Source organism: Roseovarius sp. YIN77 (assembly GCF_057219155.1).
Map to the genome: position 1 here is coordinate 1 of NZ_JBXVVI010000027.1, position 22,616 is coordinate 22,616.

16 protein-coding genes, 1 tRNA gene and 1 pseudogene are annotated in these 22,616 nt (G+C 56.7%); 11 read left to right on the forward strand and 7 right to left on the reverse strand.

Annotated elements, in window-relative coordinates:
* Positions 1–112: pseudogene (locus AC2D8P_RS15515) on the reverse strand (DDE-type integrase/transposase/recombinase); the annotation flags it as partial.
* Between the two features lie 269 nt (positions 113–381).
* Complete coding sequence (locus AC2D8P_RS15520; protein WP_484703715.1) at positions 382–1,266, reverse strand: LysR family transcriptional regulator; 885 nt, start codon at positions 1,264–1,266, stop codon at positions 382–384.
* A 288-nt stretch (positions 1,267–1,554) separates the two neighbouring features.
* Here AC2D8P_RS15520 and AC2D8P_RS15525 point away from each other — a divergent pair, with 288 nt between their 5' ends.
* The 4 genes from AC2D8P_RS15525 to AC2D8P_RS15540 all read left to right on the forward strand — a co-directional run bounded on the left by AC2D8P_RS15525 (position 1,555) and on the right by AC2D8P_RS15540 (position 5,918).
* Positions 1,555–2,520: an ABC transporter substrate-binding protein gene (locus AC2D8P_RS15525; protein ID WP_484703716.1), complete on the forward strand. Its 966-nt coding sequence runs from the start codon at positions 1,555–1,557 to the stop codon at positions 2,518–2,520.
* 85 nt (positions 2,521–2,605) lie between these two features.
* The gene (locus tag AC2D8P_RS15530; protein ID WP_484703717.1) at positions 2,606–3,661 is read left to right on the forward strand and encodes a quaternary amine ABC transporter ATP-binding protein; all 1,056 of its coding nucleotides are present in this window, start codon (positions 2,606–2,608) and stop codon (positions 3,659–3,661) included.
* Entirely contained in the window at positions 3,658–5,199 is a 1,542-nt protein-coding gene (locus tag AC2D8P_RS15535) for an ABC transporter permease (protein ID WP_484703718.1), read from the forward strand. Before AC2D8P_RS15530 ends, AC2D8P_RS15535 begins: the two co-directional genes overlap by 4 nt.
* Entirely contained in the window at positions 5,196–5,918 is a 723-nt protein-coding gene (locus AC2D8P_RS15540) for an alpha/beta fold hydrolase (protein ID WP_484703719.1), read from the forward strand. The genes AC2D8P_RS15535 and AC2D8P_RS15540 overlap by 4 nt, the downstream gene beginning before the upstream one ends.
* Before the next feature lie 166 nt (positions 5,919–6,084).
* Here the strand turns inward: AC2D8P_RS15540 and AC2D8P_RS15545 are convergent, their stop codons facing one another.
* Complete coding sequence (locus tag AC2D8P_RS15545; RefSeq protein WP_484703720.1) at positions 6,085–6,927, reverse strand: helix-turn-helix domain-containing protein; 843 nt, start codon at positions 6,925–6,927, stop codon at positions 6,085–6,087.
* Positions 6,928–7,081: 154 nt separating this feature from the next.
* Here AC2D8P_RS15545 and AC2D8P_RS15550 point away from each other — a divergent pair, with 154 nt between their 5' ends.
* The 6 genes from AC2D8P_RS15550 to AC2D8P_RS15575 all read left to right on the forward strand — a co-directional run bounded on the left by AC2D8P_RS15550 (position 7,082) and on the right by AC2D8P_RS15575 (position 15,329).
* A complete protein-coding gene (locus AC2D8P_RS15550; RefSeq protein ID WP_484703721.1) occupies positions 7,082–8,611 on the forward strand; it encodes an ABC transporter substrate-binding protein in 1,530 nt (509 codons plus the stop codon).
* A 93-nt stretch (positions 8,612–8,704) separates the two neighbouring features.
* Positions 8,705–10,762, forward strand: coding sequence for a CocE/NonD family hydrolase (locus tag AC2D8P_RS15555; RefSeq protein ID WP_484703722.1), 2,058 nt, complete (start codon positions 8,705–8,707; stop codon positions 10,760–10,762).
* Between the two features lie 27 nt (positions 10,763–10,789).
* Positions 10,790–11,728: an ABC transporter permease gene (locus AC2D8P_RS15560; protein ID WP_484703723.1), complete on the forward strand. Its 939-nt coding sequence runs from the start codon at positions 10,790–10,792 to the stop codon at positions 11,726–11,728.
* Positions 11,725–12,600, forward strand: coding sequence for an ABC transporter permease (locus AC2D8P_RS15565; protein ID WP_484703724.1), 876 nt, complete (start codon positions 11,725–11,727; stop codon positions 12,598–12,600). The genes AC2D8P_RS15560 and AC2D8P_RS15565 overlap by 4 nt, the downstream gene beginning before the upstream one ends.
* A gap of 9 nt (positions 12,601–12,609) precedes the next feature.
* The gene (locus AC2D8P_RS15570; RefSeq protein ID WP_484703725.1) at positions 12,610–14,286 is read left to right on the forward strand and encodes a dipeptide ABC transporter ATP-binding protein; all 1,677 of its coding nucleotides are present in this window, start codon (positions 12,610–12,612) and stop codon (positions 14,284–14,286) included.
* Between the two features lie 176 nt (positions 14,287–14,462).
* A complete protein-coding gene (locus tag AC2D8P_RS15575) occupies positions 14,463–15,329 on the forward strand; it encodes a proline iminopeptidase-family hydrolase (RefSeq protein WP_484703726.1) in 867 nt (288 codons plus the stop codon).
* Between the two features lie 207 nt (positions 15,330–15,536).
* On the opposite strand, the gene AC2D8P_RS15580 is transcribed toward AC2D8P_RS15575, so the two are convergent.
* The 4 genes from AC2D8P_RS15580 to rlmB all read right to left on the reverse strand — a co-directional run bounded on the left by AC2D8P_RS15580 (position 15,537) and on the right by rlmB (position 22,118).
* A complete protein-coding gene (locus tag AC2D8P_RS15580; RefSeq protein WP_484703727.1) occupies positions 15,537–18,923 on the reverse strand; it encodes an error-prone DNA polymerase in 3,387 nt (1,128 codons plus the stop codon).
* Complete coding sequence (locus tag AC2D8P_RS15585) at positions 18,920–20,398, reverse strand: Y-family DNA polymerase (RefSeq protein WP_484703730.1); 1,479 nt, start codon at positions 20,396–20,398, stop codon at positions 18,920–18,922. The genes AC2D8P_RS15580 and AC2D8P_RS15585 overlap by 4 nt, the downstream gene beginning before the upstream one ends.
* Positions 20,399–20,634: 236 nt before the next feature.
* A complete protein-coding gene (locus AC2D8P_RS15590) occupies positions 20,635–21,102 on the reverse strand; it encodes a YHS domain-containing (seleno)protein (protein WP_484703728.1) in 468 nt (155 codons plus the stop codon).
* Between the two features lie 242 nt (positions 21,103–21,344).
* Positions 21,345–22,118: a 23S rRNA (guanosine(2251)-2'-O)-methyltransferase RlmB gene (gene rlmB / locus AC2D8P_RS15595; protein ID WP_484703729.1), complete on the reverse strand. Its 774-nt coding sequence runs from the start codon at positions 22,116–22,118 to the stop codon at positions 21,345–21,347.
* 112 nt (positions 22,119–22,230) lie between these two features.
* Between rlmB and AC2D8P_RS15600 the strand changes: the two genes are divergently transcribed.
* Positions 22,231–22,314: transfer RNA gene (locus AC2D8P_RS15600), tRNA-Tyr, on the forward strand.
* Positions 22,315–22,616: the final 302 nt, after the last annotated feature.

Sequence of the window (22,616 nt, forward strand, 5' to 3'; positions counted from 1 at the left end):
CCATGGCCCAGCCGATGACACGGCGGCTGAAGGCATCCAGCACGACCGCCAGATACACAAAGCCCGTCCAGGTCGGTACATAGGTGATGTCGGCAACCCACAGCACGTTCGGTGCGTCGGCATAGTACATCGAGCTATTCTACAACTCGAAACGCAAGCATACGAACAACGGAATGACGTCGCCCCGCTCACACATGCTTTGCATGTGTTGCCGGCAACAGTTGACTTGAAGAAAGACAGATCAAACTGAAACAGCCAGGTGCGCAGTAACCTAGGGGCACCTCAAACAATGTTTAATTACACCCGCACATGGGCAAGCTCAGGATGCCACTAAACGCGCCCCATTCCATTTCTCGCTCACGCACGAGCTTGGTCTACGCTCTATAGGTAGTTCCAAAGATCCAGAGCGGTTTGTTCCAAGGATGATGGATCAGAAAATGCTGAAATCGTTAGCGATGTGGTCAATTCGTCGCCGCCAATCTGAACGATTGACCCTTCGGCAAGTTCGGTCGAAACGGCTGTTTCTGGCATCCATGCAAATCCACTTCCGGCCATCAACCTTCGTTTGATCGTTTCAACCAGGCCATCAACATAAATCGTATCAATTGGCAGGTTTTTATGATCCGCGATGCTTTCCACCACCATGCCAAGGAACGACGATCGTTCATATGCCAGATGCGGGACGGATGAACTCTCTCTATTGCTCAGATCCCAACCATATGCCTTGGCGGCGCTGCTTTCGGCAACGGGCAGCAGGCGATCTGTTACCAGGTCTTTGCGCTTGAACGCGGTTTCATCAATCATGGGCGATACAGCGTGGTGGTTGTAGCAAAGCAAAATGTCCACTGCGCCTTCAACCAGCAATTCGCAGCAAGTGCTCAGAGAATCTGATGTAACGCGCGTGCGAAGATCGGGTAAAATGCGCTGTGCGGCTTCAATTCTTGGTGCCAGATAATTGACCGAAATTGTGTGAAGCACTGAAATCCGGATAAACTGGCTATCGCCCCGGTCAGTGTCACGGATTGATTGTCGCGCTTCAGACAGTTGAGAAATCGAGCCAATTGCTATCGGCAAAAATTGTCGGCCCGACTCGGTCAATTGCACAGGATAGGTGGCCCGATTGATCAATGGCAGCCCGACCCAGCTTTCTAAGGCTTTGATTCTACGGCTGAACGCTGATTGGGTGATATTTCGCTCTTCTGCCGCACGGGTAAAATTCATTGTGCGTGCAAGGCATTCAAAGTCGCGCAGCCAGTTCAAATCCATCACAGATCCCTATTTTTTGCGTATACTACAGAGGTTCAGAAATTATGCAAAACTTGCATAGTTTGATGAAATGTTCGAATTGGCGGTGTGGCCTGCAATTGAACTAGACTTCTCTTACAGGTGGAGGGCCGACCACCCAATTTATCCCGGGCACAGATTTCACCGCGTCCGGTGATTGCCGTAACCGGAAACACAGCCAGCGCTAAAGCTGGGCAAGGAATGCCAAATTTATAATGGCCAACAGAATAACCGCGCATCCAACAGCGCGACCCAACGGAGGAGATAAACATGAAATTTGAACTGAAGTCATTCGGGCTTGCTGCGGCAATCAGTGTCGCGGCGCTACCGGCTCTTGCTGCCGAAGAGGTTAAGATCGGCGTGCCGTCATGGACGGGGGCGCAAGCGATTGCGCATCTCTTGGGTGCGGTGGTTGAAATGCGCATTGGCGGAACGGTCGAATTTGTTCCGGGAAACAACGCAACGATTTTCCAGGCCATGCACCAGGGCAATGGCGATATTGACGTGCACCCGGATGTCTGGCTGCCCAATCAAGAAAGTTTCACCAAGAAATATGTTGACGAAGAGGGCACAGTGACCCTGTCATCCAACCCTTACGAGGGCAATCAGGGCTTCTGCGTCTCGCAGGATTTCGGTCAGGCAAACAGCATCACCGACATTGCCGATCTGGGACGCCCCGATGTCGCGGCCTTGATGGATAGCGACGGCGACGGCAAAGGCGAAATGTGGATCGGTGCCCCGGGATGGGCATCGGCCAATGTGAATGAGGTTAAGACACGTGACTATGGCCTGCTTGATTTCATCGAGCCGGTTCGCGCGGAGGAGAGCGTCAAAACCGCCCGTATCAAAGACAGCATCGCCAAGGGCGAAGGTTATGCATTTTATTGCTACAAGCCCCACGCCGTGTGGTTCATGTTCGACGTGCAGATGTTGACAGAGCCGACTTATGACCCGGCGAAATATGTGATGGTCCAGCCATCAGATGACCCGGATTGGTACGCCAATTCCATGGTTGCCTCGAAAGATGCCTTGAAGGATGTTCAAATTGCCTGGTCAAACTCGCTACCAGAACGTTCCCCAGCGATTGCCGAATTTTTCGCCAATTTCGCACTGACGGCCGATGACGTTTCCGGCTTTGCCTTCGAAATCAGCGGCAACGGCCGTGATCCGGCGGATGTCGCCCGCGAATGGGTTGAGGCAAATCCAGAACGCGTGGATGCCTGGCTAGGTCTCTGATCTATCGACGCAACTTGTAAAGGTTGGCGCCCGTGATGCGGGCGCCGCCCACTCCGCTGCCTTCCTTCATAGATAGAGCCCTGCGATGAGCACAGAAACCGTCATAGAAGTATCCAATATTTGGAAGATTTTCGGTGCAGATGCCGAACAAGCACTTCAGGCCATCCGCAACCGCGGGTTGGGCAAGCCAGAGGTATTAGCCGAATTCAATGCCGTTGTCGGTGTGGCCGATGTCAGCCTGTCCATCAACCGTGGTGAGATTTTCTGTATCATGGGGCTGTCGGGCAGCGGCAAATCCACCATGGTCCGCCATTTCAATCGCCTGCTGGAACCAACCGATGGCAAGATCGAAATTGAAGGCATCGATGTGATGGCATTGGGGCCAAGCGAGCTGCAGGAATTTCGCAACCGCAAGATCGGTATGGTCTTTCAAAACTTCGCGCTGATGCCGCATCGGTCGGTGCTGGACAACGTCGCGATGCCACTGGAAATCCGCCAAGTCAGCAAAAACGAACGGATGCGTCAGGCGGCTGCAATTCTGGATATTGTCGAGCTTGGCGCATGGGGGGCCAAGTTTGCCCATGAATTGTCCGGCGGGATGCAACAACGGGTCGGTCTCGCGCGTGCCTTGGCCGCCAACCCGGATGTGCTCCTCATGGACGAACCGTTTTCGGCGCTTGATCCGTTGATCAGGCGGCAGTTGCAGGATGAATTCATACGGCTGTCCAAAATCCTGAAGAAAACCACCGTTTTTATCACGCATGACCTGGACGAAGCAGTGCGCATCGGTGATCGCATCGCCATCATGCGCGATGGCAGGGTCGTTCAGACCGGTACTGCAGAGGATATCGTAATGAACCCCGCCGACGACTATGTGGCGGAATTCGTCGCTGGTATTTCGCGTTTGAAAGTTGTGCGCGCGCATGCGGTGATGCAACCCATCGACAGATATATCAAGGATAAAGGGCCTTTGAGCGCCGATGCACCACGCGTCAATGAGAGCGAAACGCTCAGCAACCTCATCAACATGGCGATTGACAATGACAGTGCGATTTTGGTCGAGGACGGGGGGGCCGATGTCGGTGTCATCACCCGGGCCGACCTGCTGCGCACAGTGATTGAGGGGACAGAAGTATCATGACTGACAATACAGTTAACCCACTCGAAGACACCGAAAGCGACGCCGCACTGGCCTATGCCGCTGAGCGTCGGGAAAACATCAAAACATTTGTGGAAACCTCACCCGATTATTACATCGCGCAATTTGACAAGATCGGGGAAAGTTCGAAATTTACACCGACATTCAACCTGATGGCTGGCCTTTTGGGGCCGCTTTGGTTCGGCGCGCGCGGGTTGTGGTCTTGGGCGTTGCCGTTTCTGATCCTTGAAACGATTGGATATGTGCAAATTGCCCGTGGCCTTTTTGGGGATTTGGCTGCAGATGCGATGGCACGCATCGCCTCGATCGAAGGCACGCTTGAACTTCGGCGCCAACAACTTGCCGCAGCGATTGAAGCGGGTTCAGACAAGATCGATGTCTATAAACGCACCGTCGATTCATTGGAGGCCAGTATCGGCGGCATTCGCGCCGAAGCAGAAGCATTGGCCGATCAGGGCATTTGGATTGTGCTAACCGGTCTGATCATCCTGATCATCGCCAAGGCGGCGCAGTCGATCACGGGGAACTGGGCATTGGAAACGCGCTTTTCCGAGTGGCTTTCAGACCGGACGGTTCGTTCGGGTATCCCGGTGGCGAATTTCATATTCAGCGCCATCTTCATGGTGATCATCGCTTTGGCGGCCATGATGCATTACAGTTTTCCGGGCCGCTTTGATCTGTTGACCCATTTCCCGACCGATCCAAATATCCGACTGACCGGTATCAACTGGGTAGAGGATTTCATTGCCTGGTGTGTCCGAAACAGCGAGACATTTTTTGATCTTTTGACTTTTGGCATCCGCAGCCTACTGGATGCGCTTGAGGTCATGTTGGTCAACACACCTTGGATTGTTATCGCCGCCCTGATCGTTCTTCTGACATGGCTGACGGCGGGTATCCGCACCGCGATCTATTCCAGTGCCTTTTTGGCTTACATGGGTCTTTTGGGATTTTGGGAAGCGGCGATGACAACGCTTGCCCTGCTTGGTACGGCGGCGTGTCTTTCGATTGCGATCGGCATTCCACTGGGCATGTTCGCGGCCCGGCGCCCCCGATTTTATGCCTTTATCCAGCCAATCATGGATTTCATGCAAACCATGCCAGCATTTGTTTTCATGGTTCCCGTCATTGCGTTTTTCGGCGTTGGCAAGCCGGCAGCAGTCATCGTGACAATGATTTTTGGCGGCACCCCTGTTGTCCGCCTAACCGTGCTGGGCCTACGTGGTGTACCGGAAAGTGTGCGCGAGGCCGCGATCAGCTTTGGCGCCAACAAATGGTATCTTCTGACCAAGGTTGACCTCCCACTGGCCAGCCCATCGATCCGCGCCGGGATCAATCAGACCATCATGCTGTCACTGGCCATGGTGGTGGTCGCGTCACTGATCGGGGCCAAAGGCCTGGGCGAAGATGTTCTGGAAGCGCTGCAATACGCCAATGTGGGCCAAGGCATCTTGGCAGGCTTTTCAATCCTCTTCTGCGCCATGATCTTGGATCGCATCGTGCAGGGCGCGCGCAAATGACCCCACTGGTCTTTGTGCACGGGTTTCTGGGGGGCAGTCGGCAATGGCGCGCACAACTGGCGGCCTTTCAGGGCGAATTCGACGTCATTACCATTGATCTGCCCGGGTTCGGAAAGAATGCCCACCTTGATGTGATGAACCGAATTAGTGATTTCGCCGAATGGGTTCTGGATGAATTATCCTCGCGCGGCATTCACCGCTTTCATCTGGTTGGGCATTCAATGGGGGGCATGATCGCCCAGGAAATCGTGGGGCGGGATCCCGATCGCGTTGATCGATTGGTTCTCTACGGCACCGGGGCCTCAGGTGTTTTACCTGGACGCTTTGAGCCGATCACTACATCCAGACGCCGCGCCTGTGACGATGGCCCTCAATCTACTGCGCGTCGTATCGCTGCAACATGGTTTTTTCAGAATGAGGCGGCGGAAGCGTTCGAGGCATGTGCAGCTATTGCCGAAAGCAGCAGCCTTGACGCCATTTTGGCAGGCCTTGAAGCTATGGAGGAGTGGAGTGGTGTGACCCAACTCTCCAATATACGCGCCAGAACACTCGTGCTTTGGGGCGATCAAGATCGAACCTATTGCTGGGCGCAGACCGAACAACTTTGGCATGCGATCCAAGAGGCGAACCTCGCCGTCCTTCCCGGATGTGCACATGCCGTGCATCTGGAAAAACCAGACCTGTTCAACAATATACTTGGTGACTTCCTTCGTGCGTGATCGGGTTCTACTTTTGATCCACAACCACAGAGGCTCGAACGGTGTGTGTCGGCGATCCGTTGAATTCAGACAGGACAATGCAGCCAATCACGTTCTGACTTGGAATGGAAGGTTGGCGATTTCCGCCGACAAAAATATCCCGAACTGAACGATTGCAATCGGCTGGTTATACCCTTGGCACAAAGGCTGTTTCGTTGCCGCGGATGTCATTGGTAATGCGATCACGAATAAACTTCGATATTTCCAGGGAATCGAGACTGAATGTTCCACAACCACGTAGTGCCATTCTACTGTTCACCTCAGTGCCAAGAAACTCATATACAACCCGGTAACATGCGATATCTCGGATCGTTTCCGTGGCGATACCCATGGTGAGGCCGGACAAGAAGGTCGTATGCCTGAGAGTGTTGGCATAAACCACGGTTTGCCATATTCGCGTTCCCATCGCGGTCTCACGTTCGTAAATGAACAGACGCTCGGCATTGTACAATGCGACGCCGTCAAACTTGAGAGTTGTCGCCGCGCCATCGCTTTCGTCGGGATAGCGCTCAATGTTCTTGGTCAAAACGGCGCCATTGGATTCGTAAATGCACAGCAACGAACGGGTAATCTGATCGGGGGCGCCTGCGACGATGAAGTGAGAATAGTAAAAGCCCAGAAACTTCTTTATTTCACTTCGCGTATTCGCGTCGCTACGCGCGCTGCTGGTGAAAAAGGCTTGTAGCGGATCCAGCGGTTCGGATTGCGGAGGGTTAAGCGCAATCAACTTTCTGAAATCGCTGACGGGCATCAGCATTTCCGTTTCTTCAACGCCAAAATAGTCAGAGATTTTGCGAAGATTTCGCACCGACGGCAAGTTCTTTCCCGCGAGGTATTTGGTAACCTGTTGCCGTGACATGTTTATATCACGGCACACCGATGAGATCGATGGGCGATACCCAATAAGCAGCCGCAGATTTGCGGCAAAGATTTCTTGGTTTGTCATGTTTCGCGCTCCCTTGATGCGCATTTTCTATCATGACGCACAATGACGCAAACAATTTCCATAATGCGTCATGCAACGAAACTGTAAATTGTTGATGTATGAACTGCGTCTCCCTAGCCTGCTGTGGATTCCGCACAAGAAACGAAACAAATGGCGGGCGCTGCGTCTGGGAGGACACATGACAAACATAGACAAAATAGGGAAATTCACCCGATCATTCGCGATATGCATCGCAGGTCTTGGGATCGCTACGGCGGCCCATTCCGCAGAAATCAGGCTCCAAATGGATTCTGATTTTGGCCAATTGGATCCAGCATTCTGGCAAAGCGGGGCAGATTCGACGATCATTAACGCAATCTTCCCGAAATTGATCGAATTCAAATCAGACACCACTTGGGATTGGGAGCTATCGGCAGCTGAATCGATTGAGCAAGTCGATGATCTGACGATCAAGTTCACCTTGAAGCCCGGCCTGATGTGGACCGGCGATTACGGTGAAGTCACAGCCGAGGATGTGGAATATTCCTTTGAACGCTTCACTGACGAAGAGTTGGCCGCACCTAACAGTGGCGACTGGGCTCCGCTGAAGGATGTCGAGGTTCTGGACACGTACAGTGGTCTGATTCACTTCAATGAGCCATTTGCACCAGTCTGGTGGAGCACTTTGCCGTATTTGGGCGGATCGATCATCAGCAAGACCGCAACCGAAGCACAAGGCGGAACGTTTTCGACAGAGCCAGGCGCGACCGCTGGACCATACAAGATCGAACGTTGGGACCAGGGTCAGCAAACAGTGTTGGTTGCTCATGATGGCTGGAATGGCGAAAAACCGGCCTATGATCGCGTGGTTCTGATCCCGATAAATGATGCAAAATCTGCTGAGGTCGCATTTGAGGCCGGACAGGTCGATGTGTCCGTCGTTGCGATTAGCTCGGTTCCTGAACTGCAGGCGAACATGCCTGAAAACTCCTCATTGGAAGTGCGCCCGACGGCTGGTTACTACTGGCTGGGTCTGAATGCCGAAAACCCATCGTTGCAAGACCCTCGGGTACGTGAGGCCATCACCAAGGCGATCGACGTCGAAGCGATTATCGAGGGTGCCTATTTCGGCCTTCCTGAACAGTCGACCGGTCTGATCGCACCCGGGTTGATCGGATTTAGCGAAGACCCGCAGCCTGCGCGAGATGTTGACGGCGCACGCGCCCTTTTGGCTGAGGCCGGGGTAAGTTCACTTGATCTGGAACTGGAGCTACAGAACTCGACCGACGAACAGACCACCGGGCTGATTATTCAGGCGAACCTGGCCGAAATCGGTATTAATGTTCAATTGAACACGCACGAAAGCGGAACGTTCTGGAGCCTGGGCGACGAAAAGGGTGCCGATATGCAGATGACCCTGAAAGCATATGTTAGCCCGCCGGATCCCGCCTGGTCGACCCAGTGGTTCCTTGCTGAACAGGCTGGCATCTGGAACTGGGAATGGTTCAAAAGCGAAGAGTATGAAACCCTGCACTATGCCGCGATGGCCGAGACCGATTTCGAAAAACGCGCGCAGATTTACCACGATATGCAGGATTTGATGGATGCTTCGCACTCCTTCGTTTGGCTGATCCATCCGCCTGCATCCTTGATCTACAACAATTCGATCAAGCCTGGCCTGCTGCCAAACGGCGATTACAAGCTGCAAGCTTTCGCACCTGCTGAATAAGCGAAATCTGTGTAAGAACAATCTCTCGGCGACACCTTCGGGTTGTTGCCGAGAGGCTTGACGTATTTTGAAACTCTTTGGAAACCTGAACCGATGGCCCTAGACGCAACGCCAAAGCACGAAGCGACTCTTTTGATCGACCCAAAGGATTTGCCATATTCAGTGGTAGAAGAAGAGATCTACATTCCACTGGCCGATGGCACCCGCCTTGCGGCTCGGATTTGGCGGCCTGACATATCGGCCGGAGAGACATTCCCCGCCATTCTTGAATACATCCCTTACCGAAAACGCGATGGAACCCGACTGCGCGACGAAGAGCAGCACGCGTATTTGGCGGGGCATGGCTATGCCTGTGCCCGTGTGGATATGCGAGGCTCGGGTGATTCCGACGGCATTCAACTGGATGAATACCTGCCAATCGAGCAACAAGACGGTCTGGAAGTAATTGCCTGGCTGGCTGAACAGTCGTGGTGTACCGGATCTGTCGGCATGTTCGGATTGTCCTGGGGTGGCATCACGACGTTGCAATTGGCATCACATCAACCACCGGCCCTGAAAACCATTGTTCCAGTCGGCGCATCCGATGATCGTTACTATGATGATGGGTGCTATTTTGTCGGCGGCTTCGCCGGAGAAACGCTCGGTTGGGGCGGCGTGATGTTTGCCCTGAACGGCCGACCGCCTGACCCGATCCTTTATGGAGAGGGATGGCGCGACGCCTGGATGCAGCGCCTAGCCGAACCCGAACTGTTCATGAAGATCTGGTTGGAACACCAACAGCGTGATGATTATTGGCTGCAAGGCACTGTCTGCACCGATTATGACCGCATTCAAATCCCGGTTTATGCGATCAGTGGATGGACCGATTGCTGGCCCAACACTGTGATGCGGTTGATGAAAAACCTGACAACCACGCGCAAGGGTTTGATTGGGCCTTGGTCTCATCTTTATGCCGAACATGCCCTGCCCGGGCCCGGGGTGAACTTTCTGGATGAGCTACTGCGTTGGTTTGATCGTTGGCTCAAGGGTGACGAAAACGGCGTTGAAAACGAACCGATGTTAACCGTTTATCGGCAGCAAGAGGTATCGACGGACCCGTGCCATGCCATGCGGCCTGGGGTTTGGGTGGACGCCGAGACTTGGCCAGACAGGTCATTGCGCCACAAAACGGTCTGGTTGGGTCGGAATGGTCTGGCTGATGCGCCTGATCATGGAACAATGTCGATACGTTCACCGCAATCTCTGGGAATGCTGAGCGGGGATTACATGCCGGTCACGAATGACCCCTCGCTGGCACAAATGCCCGGCGATCAACGATCCGAAGATGCGGGTGCCTTGTGTTTTGACAGCGAACCACTGAACGAGCCGCTGGACATCATCGGCACCAGTTCGATTGATTTCGAGGTCAGTTCGGACGCGGGCAGCGGGCTTGTCGCGGTGCGCTTGTGTGATGTCGATGAAAACGGGGCCTCGACCCTGATCACCTATGGCATTGTGAATCTTTCACAGCGGAATGGCCGCGAGGTCTGTGCCGATGTAGAGGCCGGAACCCTGTATCGGATTCAGTATGATCTGAATGATATCGCGCATCGTATTGTCAAGGGCCACCGGTTGCGCGTGGCGGTTTCAAATGCGATGTTCCCAATGGCCTGGCCCGTCGCAGACAATCACACGCTGACCCTCAACCTTGAGGGATGCCGGGTGAACCTGCCCGATGCCGACCTTTCCCCTAGTGACCCGTCGCGCGTGCTGTTCTCGCGGCCAAGAGTGGCGAAGCCTAGCAAGGTGACAACCCATGAAAATGGACTGCACAGCCGTATCATCAGCCATGACTTGGGGACCGGAAAAAAGACGTTGAGCCTCAAAGAGGATTTCGGGCGCAGACAGATACATAGCGCAGATATCACCGTCACCGGATATGGACATGATCAGTTTGAAATTGCGGACGGTGACGTTCTGACAGCCAAGGCCGACTATCAGTTCCGGATGGGATATACGCGTGACGGTTGGAACGTGGCAACCCAAGGCCAAATGACCGTGACCTGTGATTGTGATAACTTCTATCTTCGGGGCGAATTGCGGGCATTTGAGGACGATCAGGAAGTTTTCTGTCGAACATGGGATGAAACCATAGCGCGACGGGGGTTTTAACATGCGTTTACAACCGGAGGCGGGATCATGATTGGCTATACGTTGCAGCGCGTTGGCGTTGCCATCATGATCGTACTGCTGGCGATTACGACTCTGTTCATAATGATCCAATTCGTGCCTGGGGATCCTGCAAATGTGATGCTGGGCCCCCGCGCAACCCCTGAATTGAAAGAGGCGCTGCGAGAAAGATTGCATCTTAACGATTCAGTCTTTGTGCAGATTTATTACTTTTTCGTTGGCGTTGTTCAGGGTGATCTAGGGGTCGATCTGACGTCAAACCGCCCAGTTGTCTCCATTCTGGCAGAGCAGGTTCCCTACACCGCCATGCTTGTCCTGTCGATTTTGCTGGTGACGCTTCTGGGGATCCCGATCGGAACCTATGCCGCTGTGCACCGTGGTGGGCCATTTGATCAGATCAGTGGTGTGGTTTCGGTCTCGCTGATTGCGGTACCACCCATCGTGATTGGTCTTTATCTGATCCTTTTATTTTCAATTCAGTTGAAATGGCTGCCGGCCATTGGCGCTGGTGAAGGCATTGGTGGCACGATCAAGCATCTTGTCCTTCCGACATTTGCCATCGGGCTCACCTGGATTGGGTACGTCTCTCGGCTGGTCCGGGCCTCTGTGATTGAGGTGTTGATGCAGAACCACGTGAAAACGGCCCGTGCATTTGGCATCCCGGAACAGCAAGTGTTGCGGCGGTATGTTTTGCGGGTGGCTTTGCCAGCCACGATCACCATTTTGGGCGTCAGCATCGGATTTATCCTCTCCAGCGCCGTCATCGTCGAAATATTGTTTGCGCGACCCGGCATCGGGAAGCTGGCCTATGACGCGGTAATCAGTCGAAACTACCCGGTTGTCATGGGAACAGTTCTGGCCAGTACCGTCTTCATTGTTTTTGCCACCACACTTTCGGATTTGCTGAATGTCATGCTTGATCCGCGCTCAAAGGATGCGTCCCAATGACCGCTGTGACCACATCAAAAAGCCAGACGCGGGCCAGTCGGATCGGGGCAGTGTTGAAAGCTCTGTGTTCCAGTCCTTTGGGGATATTCAGCTGCATTGTTGTGACAATGTTTTTTGTCGTTGGCCTGACGGCCGATTTCATAGCACCTTATGATCCCGTCAAGATCGACGTTCGAAACAAGCTATCCGATCCCAGCTGGGACCATTGGCTGGGAACTGATCAGTTGGGGCGGGATGTGTTCTCGCGCTTGATCGTTGGCACCAAGGTCGCGCTGTATCTTGCAATTACATCCGTGTCGGTTGCGCTGATTATCGGCATTATCTTGGGTATGCTGGCGGCGTTTACCACGCGATGGATCGATTGGGCCCTTTTGCTCGTCTTTGATACGGTGCGATCCTTTCCGGGCGTCATGTTCGCTTTGACTGTTGTGGCGCTATTTGGCCCAAGTGTGAATTCCATTGTCGCGATCGTCGTGATTTCAACATTTCCATCCTATGCGCGGCTTGTGCGGACGCAGGTGATGTCGTTGCGCAATGCTGAATTCATCGAAGCGCAGCGCGCCATGGGGGCAAGTCTGCCACGAATACTTCGCCTGCACATTCTTCCGAATGTGATTGGCCCGGTGTTGATTGTCGCCAGCATGGATGTGCCGCTGGTGATTGGAATTGAAGCAGGGCTCAGCTTTCTAGGGCTTGGCGTCCGCCCCCCCACACCCAGCTGGGGCACCATTCTGAATGATGGGTTCAACTTTATCAGAAACACGTCATGGATCGTATTTGCGGGGGGGATTCCCCTCATCCTGACAACCGTGGCTTTCACATCTTTGGGGGAAAGACTGCGTGACATTCTTGACCCCAAGCTGCGCAAGTAAGGGAACGAAATGGAACAGTCTAAACACCTGGTCGACATACAGGATTTGTGCATCGACTTTGGCTCTGTACGCGCGGTCAAAAACGCCAGTATGACAATTGATCACGGCCAGATCATGGGGTTGGTCGGCGAAAGCGGTAGCGGCAAATCCACCTTGGCCAACGCGATCATCGGATTGCTGCCACAGGCGGCGGACATTACCGGGGGCACGCTGGAATTCGACGGGCGGGATTTGCGCAGCTTCACGTCGGACAAGTGGCAGGCGACGCGCGGCCGCGAAATTTCCTATGTGTCGCAGGATCCGATGAGCGCCCTGAACCCGTCGCTGCGCATTGGCCAGCAAATGGTCGACATTCAGCATTGGAGCAAGGACAGCAATGCCGCCAAGCTTAAGCGCGCGCTCGACGCGTTGGAACAGGTTCGCATGCCCAGCGCCGAGGCTCGGCTGGATATGTATCCGCACGAGCTGTCTGGGGGTCAGAAACAGCGGGTCTGTATTGCCATGGCGATCATGGCCCGGCCAAAATTGCTGATCGCGGATGAGGCGACAACCGCGCTGGACGCCACGCTGGAGGTTCAGATTGTAAAACTCCTGAAGGAGCTGCAATCAGATATCGGCTGCGCGATGCTGTTCGTAACTCACCACCTGACCGTCGTCGAAGCGTTGTGTGACGAAGTTACCGTCATGTATCATGGCGACATCCGTGAAATGGGACCGGTGCAAGATGTTTTTTCTAACCCATCGGATGATTACACCCGAAGCTTGCTAAATTGTGACCCGGCGCGCATTCATGAAAAATGCAGACGATTGCCGGTTATGTCCGATCTGTCGCTCAAACGTCTGGCTGACCCCAAGGCGGACGAAACCCGCATCAACAAAACCGCCGGACCCATCCTGTCAATTGATGGCCTGGATGTGACCTTTACCAAACCACGTAGAGTCATTGACATTCTGCAGGGGCGACCGGCGGAGCGGATCGAAGCTGTCAGAGATGCAACACTGGACATCGCGCCCGGCGAAACAGTGGCGCTGGTGGGCGAGAGCGGTTCGGGCAAATCAACGTTGGCCCGTGCGGTTTTTCGCCTTGCAAACGCCGAGGGCGGTAGCATCTTATTTGAGGATTCAGATTTGCTGCACGCGACCCCGGGTCAGATGCGTGCCGCACGGACCCGCATGTCGATGATGATGCAGGATCCGATCGGCAGCCTGAGCCCGCGATTGACAGTCGGCGCAGCAGTGGTAGAGCCCCACATCATATCGGGCAAGGCACCGGATATGAACCTGAACGAAGAAGCCCGTCGATTGTTGGAACTTGTCGGTCTGCCCGCGGAATTTGCCAGCCGCTATCCGCATGAATTGTCAGGCGGTCAGGCCAGACGCGTAGGTGTCGCGCGCGCATTGGCCTTGAACCCCAAACTGGTCATCGCGGATGAACCAACAGCGGGTCTGGATGTGTCCATTCAAGGCGAAGTGTTCAACTTGTTGGCCAGTCTTCGGGAAACCATGCAGCTGTCAATTCTGATCATCACCCATAACCTGCATGTGGTGCGCCATTTGGCAGACAGAATGATCATTATGTATCACGGCAAAATTGTCGAAAGCGGCGATACCGAAAACATCATTACCGCACCGACGCATGATTATACCAAACTCCTCCTCAACGCCAATTTGCAGGCCCGCTACTGAGCACAGGATTCTTGGCAGATCGAAGGGCGGATTTCGTCTTGCAACTTTGAAACCGGACTTCACAGCCGAGCACTGGGTGTAATGCGAGTCTCGCCACAAAAAGCGCGGCAAGCGTTATCCGATGACAGGATCGGGCCGATTTCCACATAAACGACGCTGATAAACGGAAACCCGCAATGGAACGCATACTGAAACTGGCCAACGGCTATAAAATCTGGACCAAGACCATCGGAAGCGGGCCGGGCCTGCCCCTGTTACTGTTTCATGGGGGGCCAGGGGCCGGGCACGACTATCTGGAGCCCCTGGAGGTGCTCGGATCCGAGCGCCCAGTCATCTTCTATGATCAGCTTGGCTGCGGAAAATCTGATAAGCCCGGCCGGAAAGGGCTTTGGACGATTGAACGTTTTGCCGACGAAGTGCAGGAAGTTCGCGATCAGCTGGGCCTCGATCACTGCCATATCCTGGGGCAGAGCTGGGGCGGCTGGCTCGGGGTTGAGTATCTGCTGCGCCAACCCAAAGGGCTTGCCAGTTTTGTTCTGGCCTCGACATCAGCCTCGATCCCGGAATTCAGAGCGAACTGCGAAAGGCTGATCGCAGAGATGCCCGACGAACAAAGCCATGCGCTGCGGCACTATGGTGCGTTAGGTGAGTTCGAACATCCAGATTACGTTGTTGCCAAAGATATGTTCTATGAAAGACACCTGCGTCGATTGAAAACCTTGCCCGATTGCGTGCTTCGCACGGCGGCGAATATTGACGGAAACGAGGTTTACCATACAATAAATGGTCCGAACGAATTCACCACAATCGGCAATTTGCGCTATTGGGACCGTACGGCCGATCTGGGCCAGATACGCACGCCATGCCTGATAACCTGCGGCCGCTATGATGAGCTAGGGCCGACTTGCGCCGCCACCTTGCAGGCGGGTATCCCCAATTCCGAAACGGTGATTTTTGAGAACTCCGCCCATTCTTCACATATCGAAGAACCCGAGGCCTACGCAAAATGTGTGTCTGAATTTCTTGCAAGACACGACAGCTGAAGCTTTTGGAAGAACGTAAGGCATCGTCTGCAAGAAAAGCATATCATTGGGTTGATAGCGGTTTAGTGTGGCCTAGGAATTTACCACCGAAGGCAAGGTTGAATTTTTCATTTACCGGATGAAACCGTTGACTGGTCTCTCTCTGTATGGATTGCAACAATGCGAAAGCAGCCCCTTAAGTCCACTTTCGCTTTATGCCTCTGCCCTTCAATGAAAATCCCGGCTGGGGAAGAGCCGCTTGGCCTGCTCTCGCGGATGACGGGCGCTTGGCCCAGTACGATTTGATCGTGGCGCGTCATCGGCCTGGGGTTGGGTGATGCCGATCGCCTCGTCCAGCGGGTGGCCCAGTTCTGACAGTTTGTGGGACATATCCGCAATCTCTTGCGCGATCAGATGGACGACAATGCCCTCGCGTTGCAGATACCCGGTGACACGCAACAGCCGACCGCCCATGACAGTTCGCCGGAACTGTTCATAGACCTTTGGCCAGACCACCACGTTGCTGACCCCGGTTTCATCCTCCAGCGTCAGGAAAATCACGCCCGATGCCGTGCCCGGCCGCTGGCGGGTGATAACAAGGCCACAGACGGAGTACCGCCCCAACGGCGTGGTTGCCAGCGCCCCATGGGTGATCAGATCGGGGATCGTGGGGCGCAACAGTTCCATCGGATGGGCGCGCAGGCTCAGGCGGGTGGCGACGTAATCCTCCACCACCTCTTCGCCCAGATGCATGGTGGGCAGGTTGACCTCTGGCTCCCGGATGCCCTCTCCATCCAGCGGATCGTTGAAGAGCGGCAGCGGTTTTTGGCTGCGAATGGCCTTGACCTGCCACAGCGCCGCGCGTCGCCCCAGCCCCATATCGGCAAAGGCATCGGCCTCTGCCAGCCGCTCCAGCGCGGAGGGCACCAGCCCGGCCCGCAGCCACAGCGCCTCTGGATCGCGGTAGCCATTGCCGCGCGCCGCGACGATCCAGCCGGCGTCTTCCTCGCGAAAGCCCTTGATCTGGCGAAACCCCAGTCGCAGCGCGAGGCTCCCATCGGCGCGCCGTTCCAGCCGATTGTCCCAGTCGGAGTGATTGACGCAGATCGGGCGGATATCGACCCCGTGTTCGCGGGCATCGCGCACGATCTGGGCGGGCGCATAAAACCCCATCGGTTGGGAGTTCAACAGCGCACAGGCAAAGACCGCCGGGTGATGACATTTCAACCAGGCCGACACATAGGCCAGCATGGCAAAGGCGGCCGCGTGGCTTTCGGGAAAGCCATATTCACCGAACCCCTCGATCTGGGTGAAACACCGCTCGGCAAAGGCGGGTTCATAGCCGCGCTCCAGCATGCCGCCGATAAACCGATCCCGAAACGTGCTGATCGTGCCCATCCTGCGAAAGGTCGCCAGCGAGCGGCGCAATCGGTCAGCCTCTTCCGCCGTGAACCCGGCGCCCACCACGGCGATTTGCATGGCCTGCTCTTGGAACAGCGGCACGCCCAGCGTCTTGCCCAACACGCCCTCCAGATCCTTGGATGGGAACTGCACATCCTCCCGCCCTTGGCGCCGCTTGATATAGGGGTGCACCATGCCGCCCTGGATCGGGCCGGGGCGGACAATCGCAACCTCCACCACCAGATCGTAAAAGGTGCGCGGTCGCATCCGAGGCAGAAAGTTCAGCTGCGCCCGGCTTTCGACCTGAAACACCCCCACCGCATCGGCCACGCACAACATGTCATAGGTGGCTGCGTCCCCCTGCGGGATGGTGGCGATCGACAGCGCCTGCCCGCCCGTATCGCGGATCAGGTCAAAGCTCTTGCGGATACAAGTCAGCATGCCAAGCGACAGCACGTCGACCTTCAGAATACCCAACGCATCAATGTCGTCCTTGTCCCATTCAATAACCGTGCGATCCTCCATCGCGGCGTTCTCAATCGGACACAGTTCATCCAGCCGCCCCTTGGTGATGACAAAGCCACCGACATGCTGGGACAAATGCCGGGGAAAGCCGATGATTTCCCTGATCAATCGGATCGTCTGCATCAGGCGGCGGTCCTCTGGATCCAGCCCAAGTTCGCGCATCCGGTCCAGATCGACCCCGCCATTGGACATGCCCCAGATTTGCCCGGACAACCCGGCGGTGACGTCCTGGGACAGGCCCATGACCTTGCCGACCTCCCGGATCGCAGCGCGGGACCGGAAATGGATGACGGTCGCGCACAGGCCCGCCCGGTGGCGGCCGTATTTCGCATAGATATGCTGGATCACCTCCTCGCGGCGTTCATGCTCGAAATCCACGTCGATATCCGGCGGTTCCCCCCGATAGCGCGACACGAACCGTTCAAACACCATGGTGATTTGCTCTGGGCTGACATCGGTGATGCCCAACAGGTAACACAGGATCGAATTGGCGGCTGACCCGCGCCCCTGACACAGGATGCCCTGGGAACGGGCGAACTGCACAATGTCATGGACGGTCAGGAAATAGGCGGCAAAGCCCAGATCGTGGACCAGTGCCAATTCCTTTTCCATCAGCCCGATGGCCGTGTCGGGTGGCCCGCCCGGATAGCGACGCACCAGCCCCTCGCCAGCCAACCGTTCCAGCCGCGCCTGTGGGGGCTCATTGCTGGCGATCTCATCCGGGTAGTCATAGGACAGCTCCCCCAGATCAAAGCCGCAGCGCCCGGCGATGTCCAGCGTCCGGCGCAAGGCCCCGGGATGATCCTGAAACAGCCGCGCCATATCCGTGGGCCCCTTCAGGCGTCGTTCGGCATTGGGCAGCGCGCGGGTGCCGATCTGATCAATGGTGACATGCTCACGCATGCAGGTCAGCACATCGGCCAGCTGGCGGCGGCGGGCGTGGTGCATCAACACATCGCCCACCGCCACCATCGGCGCGCTGGTCTTTTGCGCAGCCCGGGCGCAGGCCGCCAGATAGGCCTGATCGGTCCCGTCATAGCGCGGCGCCGCGCCCAGAAAGACGTGATTGGGAAACCGGCGGCGCAGCTTTTGAATATCCGGGGTAGCCTTGGTCAACCCGTCCTGCGGCAGGGCGATCAGGATCATGCCGGTGGCCGCCTCGATCACATCCGCCAGGCCCAGATGGCAACCGCCCTTTTCCGCCCGCCGCTTGCCCAGCGTCAACAGCCGCGTCAGTCGGGCATAGGCCGCCCGATCACAGGGCAGCGCCAGCCAATCCACTGTGCTGTCGCGCAGGACCAGACGGCAACCGACGATCAGTTTGGGCAGGCGGGCTGCATCAGGCTTGGCAATCGGCTGTGGATGGCCGACCTCCTGCCGTGAAGAGCTGTCAATCCGATGCTGCGAACGGATCTGTATCGCCTCCTCGGCCTCGCGGCGCAGCTCCTTCAGCGCACTCCAGGCCCGGACCACACCAGCCAACGAATTGCGGTCGGTAATCGCAATGGCCGACAGGCCCAGCTCAGCAGCGCGGGTGACCAGTTCTTCCGGGTGGGAGGCCCCGGTCAGGAAGGTGAAATTCGTGGTCACGCACAGTTCGGCATAACCCGCACCTTGGGGCGCCAAGGGCTCCGCCCGTTCGAAGCTGAAATGGTCCCCCGGACCATTTCCGGGACGCTTCTCACTCATGCGAACTCCCCCTCCACATACCAGCCCGGGCTTTGCGGAGTATGAAACAGCCACAGCCGCCGCCCCTCATGCGTTTCAACCCGCCAGTAATCACGCACGCCCGTGCGCCAGCTGTCACCCGGCAGCCACCATTCCGGCGCGATGCGTTCGGGCCCGAAACTGCGAGCAATGGCAAACCCCATCCGCCGCCAGTGAAACCGCCCGGGCGGGCGCGATCCCCGCCCAGAAATCGGTTCGGGCGGAAACAGGCGCAGGGGCCGGGGGCGCAGCACCACCCACGGCCCGCCCGGTTCTGAATAAGCCGCCGGCGCAATGATAAAGCTGCGCTCGGGGATATGGCTGTCGGCAGGCAACACACGCTGGATATTCTCTAACCCGATCCGGGTGCCGACCCGGGTGATCAAATCCCCCAGCCCCCCCGCCTCGCGCGGGCCAACATGGCTGATCTGGCGGATGGGCAGGGGTTCGACCTGCACAGCCTCCAACCGCAGCTGATCAATCCCGTATCCGGCCTCGACCTCGGCCAGACCACGTTCAAACAGCGGCAAGATCCGGTGCGCATCGCGCATCGGACGCGCCAGCCGCAATTCGACCTGCCTGTGATCCTGATCGACCCGGCGCAGGGTGATACACAGCCGCCGCGCGCCCATCTCCTGCGCCTTCAGCTTGGCACAAAGCTGGATCAGCAAACGTTCCACCCCCGCCATCACATCCCCCAACAGACCGATAGGTTCCGGCAGGGTCATCCGCACCCCGTAATGGGGCGGATCGGCCAGGGGGGTGATCTGTTCGGGTTGCGCCCCCAGCGCCTGATCCAACCGTCTAAGGACATGGGGGCCAAAGCGCCGCGTCAGGGGCGCGCGCGGGGCGCTGGCAAGGTCGGATATCGTGCGCAGCCCCAGCCGCTCCAACGCCACCACCGCGTCACGCTCCAGCCGCAGCCCAGCCACCGGCAAGGCCCCCAGGGCCGCCAGCCCCTGCCCCGGATGGGCCACGCCCTCCCCATAATGCGCCAGCGCCCAGGCCGCGCCCCGCGTATCCGCGAGCCCGATCTGCACCGACAGCCCAGCACGCGACAGCCGCTGGCGCATATCGGCCAGCAACGCGGGCTCCCCGCCCCACAGATGCGCCGACCCGGTCACATCCAAAACCAACCCATCCGCGCCCTCCAGCCCGACCCAGGGGCAATAGCGTGTGGCCCAGCGGCGTAAGATGCGCAGAAACCGCTGATCGCCCGCAGGATCCGCCGGGCGGCTTTGCAGATCGGGGCAAAAGGCACGCGCATCGGCAAAGCTCATACCCGGATGCAACCCCTGCCGTTCCGCCGCCGCCGTCAGGCAATGGATACGATTGGCGTTGTTTTGTTTCAGGGTCAGCACAAACGCCCCCTCCACCGGGCTGAGCCGCACCGCCCGGTCACTGGCCAACCGGGGAAACCACAATGACACAACGCGACGTCCGATCTGGCCGACCATGCTCAACACCAAATGTTCCTGATTTGTTCTAATTTAGCGCCCTGCCATCCCAGAGTCGAGTCACCTGTTCAAAACCCGGGCCGAAAACGAAAAAGCGCCCGAGCATTAAACCCGGGCGCAGTCGCGGAACGAGGGACAGTGAAGAGAAGCACAATGTTCCATTCTGTGCTTCTGATTATCAGATAGGAAGGGTTCGCCCCCGATTAAAGGGGGTTCAACCACTTGTGATCACCGGATCAGCCTAAAATCGCCGGCCAATTGGCAGTTGCCCGCTCAATATTGGTGGGAATCTCCTGCGACCAGATCTGGCGGACCTCAAGGCTATAATTCAGGTAAAGCTTGCCCTCATAAATCGTCCAGGCCTCTGGCACCGTGCTGGCCAGTGCCCCCTTGGACAGGGCAAAGGCGCAATAGCCGCCAAATTGCGGGGCAAACGCCTCTGGGGTCTCCACGAACATGTCGCGTTTTTCGGCAGAGGCGAAATGCCAGGTCGCCCCGTTCCAGTCATAGGCATGTTCGGCGGAACCTTTGACCACCGCCCCATTGGTGAAATAGGCCACCGGATCGGTCCCGCGAATGGCCACCCCATCAACAGCAAAGGTTGCAGGCTCTGCCGCCAAGGCCGGGCCAGTCAGAATGGACGCGGCAGGGACAGCGGCCGCAAGGGCCAGAAAGTGGCGACGATGGATCAGGCGGGGGATCATGGCAAACTCCTTCACATGGTGCGAAGAAGATGACGGTTTGTCCGAGAAATGAAAGGGGGTCTGACGGAACTGTGATGATAGTTTCTTGCGACGCGGCAGAAGTTTTTCGGCATCGTAGAGTGGGCATTATGCCCACCATGTTTGGTGTGATCGACACCTCCAATTTTCGACCGTCGCGATACAGCCGCAATACCGACGTAATACCGACAGGCGAAATTGCGGGTTTCTGATCGTCGCCCTGCCTACCGCGCCCGGCTGGCATAAAGCGCGACGGCGGCGGCGTTGGACACGTTCAGCGAACCGAACCCCCCGGCAAAATCGATCTTGACCAGCGCATCGCAGACCTCTTTGGTCCGTTGACGCAGCCCCGGCCCCTCGGCCCCCAAAACCAGTGCGACGGGGCGGTCATGTTGCCCCTCAAGCGCGGATTCGATGGTCTGATCGGCCTCTCCATCCAACCCCAATGCAATGTAACCCATTGATTGTAATTCTATAATTGTATCTGCCAGATTACGTACCCGCAGATAGGGGTGGCGCTCCAGCGCGCCTGAAGCAGTTTTGGCCAATGCCCCGGTTTCCGGCGCTGCATGACGGGCGGGGGCAATCACAGCAGCGGCGCCGAACACCTCCGCCGATCGCAGAATCGCGCCCACATTATGCGGGTCCGTTACGCGGTCCAGCAGCAGCACCCGCGGCGCCCCACCTGTGACACAACGCTCCTGAACCGATCCCCAATCCAAGGGCTTCACCTCCAGCGCCGCCCCCTGATGCACCGACCCCGGATCAATCGGTGCAGGAAACTTTCTGGGGTCAGCCATTTCAGGAGAAATTCCTGCTATTTCAATAGCTTCCGACAGTTTATCCGCGGCATTTTTCGTCACGATCAAGCGCAGTTTTTCGCGCGCAGGGTTCATCAGCGCATCACGCACCGCATGCAGCCCAAACAGCCAGATCGTCTGCGCCGCCGCCATCCGTTTGGCCTGTTCCTTTTCCACGACCCATTTGGGTTTTTTCATCGCCTACCCGCCCCCTGATCAAGACGAGGCGGACAATGCGCTGTCGTTCCTGCAGGTGCAAGGGAATTTCCTGTTGACGCCCCCCGCGCGCTTGTCTATTTCCGCTCTCGTTGGGCGACAGGCCGCAAGGTGTGGCAGGGGACTGTAACTCCCTCGCGGAGACGCACGCCTGGTTCGATTCCAGGGTCGCCCACCATTTTCCACAAAACCAATGACTTAGGTATAGCAAACCGCTGGTGGGCCACAATGGTGGGACACATCATGCGCCTCGCAGCCTATCTCTGCACCTCCCGACATGGGATTTTCTATCTTCGTTTCCCTCTGCCGACTGACCTACATCCAGCGAACAAACGAGGCCACTTGAAGCTGTCGCTTGGAGTTCCCCCGGTTTGATGGACACTTTTTATCGATGAAGGAGAATGTTTTTCATGCCGAGAACGAGGAACCCGTACCCTGCGGAATTCAGGGATCAAATGGTCGCGCTGGTGCGAACCGGGC

What these genes read in the sequence shown, in the direction of transcription:
- AC2D8P_RS15585 (WP_484703730.1), bottom strand. Translation starts at nt 20,398, where the DNA reads ATGGTCGGCCAGATCGGACGTCGCGTTGTGTCATTGTGGTTTCCCCGG.
- AC2D8P_RS15535 (WP_484703718.1), top strand. Translation starts at nt 3,658, where the DNA reads ATGACTGACAATACAGTTAACCCACTCGAAGACACCGAAAGCGACGCC.
- AC2D8P_RS15525 (WP_484703716.1), top strand. Translation starts at nt 1,555, where the DNA reads ATGAAATTTGAACTGAAGTCATTCGGGCTTGCTGCGGCAATCAGTGTC.
- AC2D8P_RS15540 (WP_484703719.1), top strand. Translation starts at nt 5,196, where the DNA reads ATGACCCCACTGGTCTTTGTGCACGGGTTTCTGGGGGGCAGTCGGCAA.
- AC2D8P_RS15530 (WP_484703717.1), top strand. Translation starts at nt 2,606, where the DNA reads ATGAGCACAGAAACCGTCATAGAAGTATCCAATATTTGGAAGATTTTC.
- AC2D8P_RS15520 (WP_484703715.1), bottom strand. Translation starts at nt 1,266, where the DNA reads ATGGATTTGAACTGGCTGCGCGACTTTGAATGCCTTGCACGCACAATG.
- AC2D8P_RS15590 (WP_484703728.1), bottom strand. Translation starts at nt 21,102, where the DNA reads ATGATCCCCCGCCTGATCCATCGTCGCCACTTTCTGGCCCTTGCGGCC.
- AC2D8P_RS15565 (WP_484703724.1), top strand. Translation starts at nt 11,725, where the DNA reads ATGACCGCTGTGACCACATCAAAAAGCCAGACGCGGGCCAGTCGGATC.
- AC2D8P_RS15545 (WP_484703720.1), bottom strand. Translation starts at nt 6,927, where the DNA reads ATGCGCATCAAGGGAGCGCGAAACATGACAAACCAAGAAATCTTTGCC.
- rlmB (WP_484703729.1), bottom strand. Translation starts at nt 22,118, where the DNA reads ATGAAAAAACCCAAATGGGTCGTGGAAAAGGAACAGGCCAAACGGATG.
- AC2D8P_RS15560 (WP_484703723.1), top strand. Translation starts at nt 10,790, where the DNA reads ATGATTGGCTATACGTTGCAGCGCGTTGGCGTTGCCATCATGATCGTA.
- AC2D8P_RS15550 (WP_484703721.1), top strand. Translation starts at nt 7,082, where the DNA reads ATGACAAACATAGACAAAATAGGGAAATTCACCCGATCATTCGCGATA.
- AC2D8P_RS15555 (WP_484703722.1), top strand. Translation starts at nt 8,705, where the DNA reads ATGGCCCTAGACGCAACGCCAAAGCACGAAGCGACTCTTTTGATCGAC.
- AC2D8P_RS15570 (WP_484703725.1), top strand. Translation starts at nt 12,610, where the DNA reads ATGGAACAGTCTAAACACCTGGTCGACATACAGGATTTGTGCATCGAC.
- AC2D8P_RS15575 (WP_484703726.1), top strand. Translation starts at nt 14,463, where the DNA reads ATGGAACGCATACTGAAACTGGCCAACGGCTATAAAATCTGGACCAAG.
- AC2D8P_RS15580 (WP_484703727.1), bottom strand. Translation starts at nt 18,923, where the DNA reads ATGAGTGAGAAGCGTCCCGGAAATGGTCCGGGGGACCATTTCAGCTTC.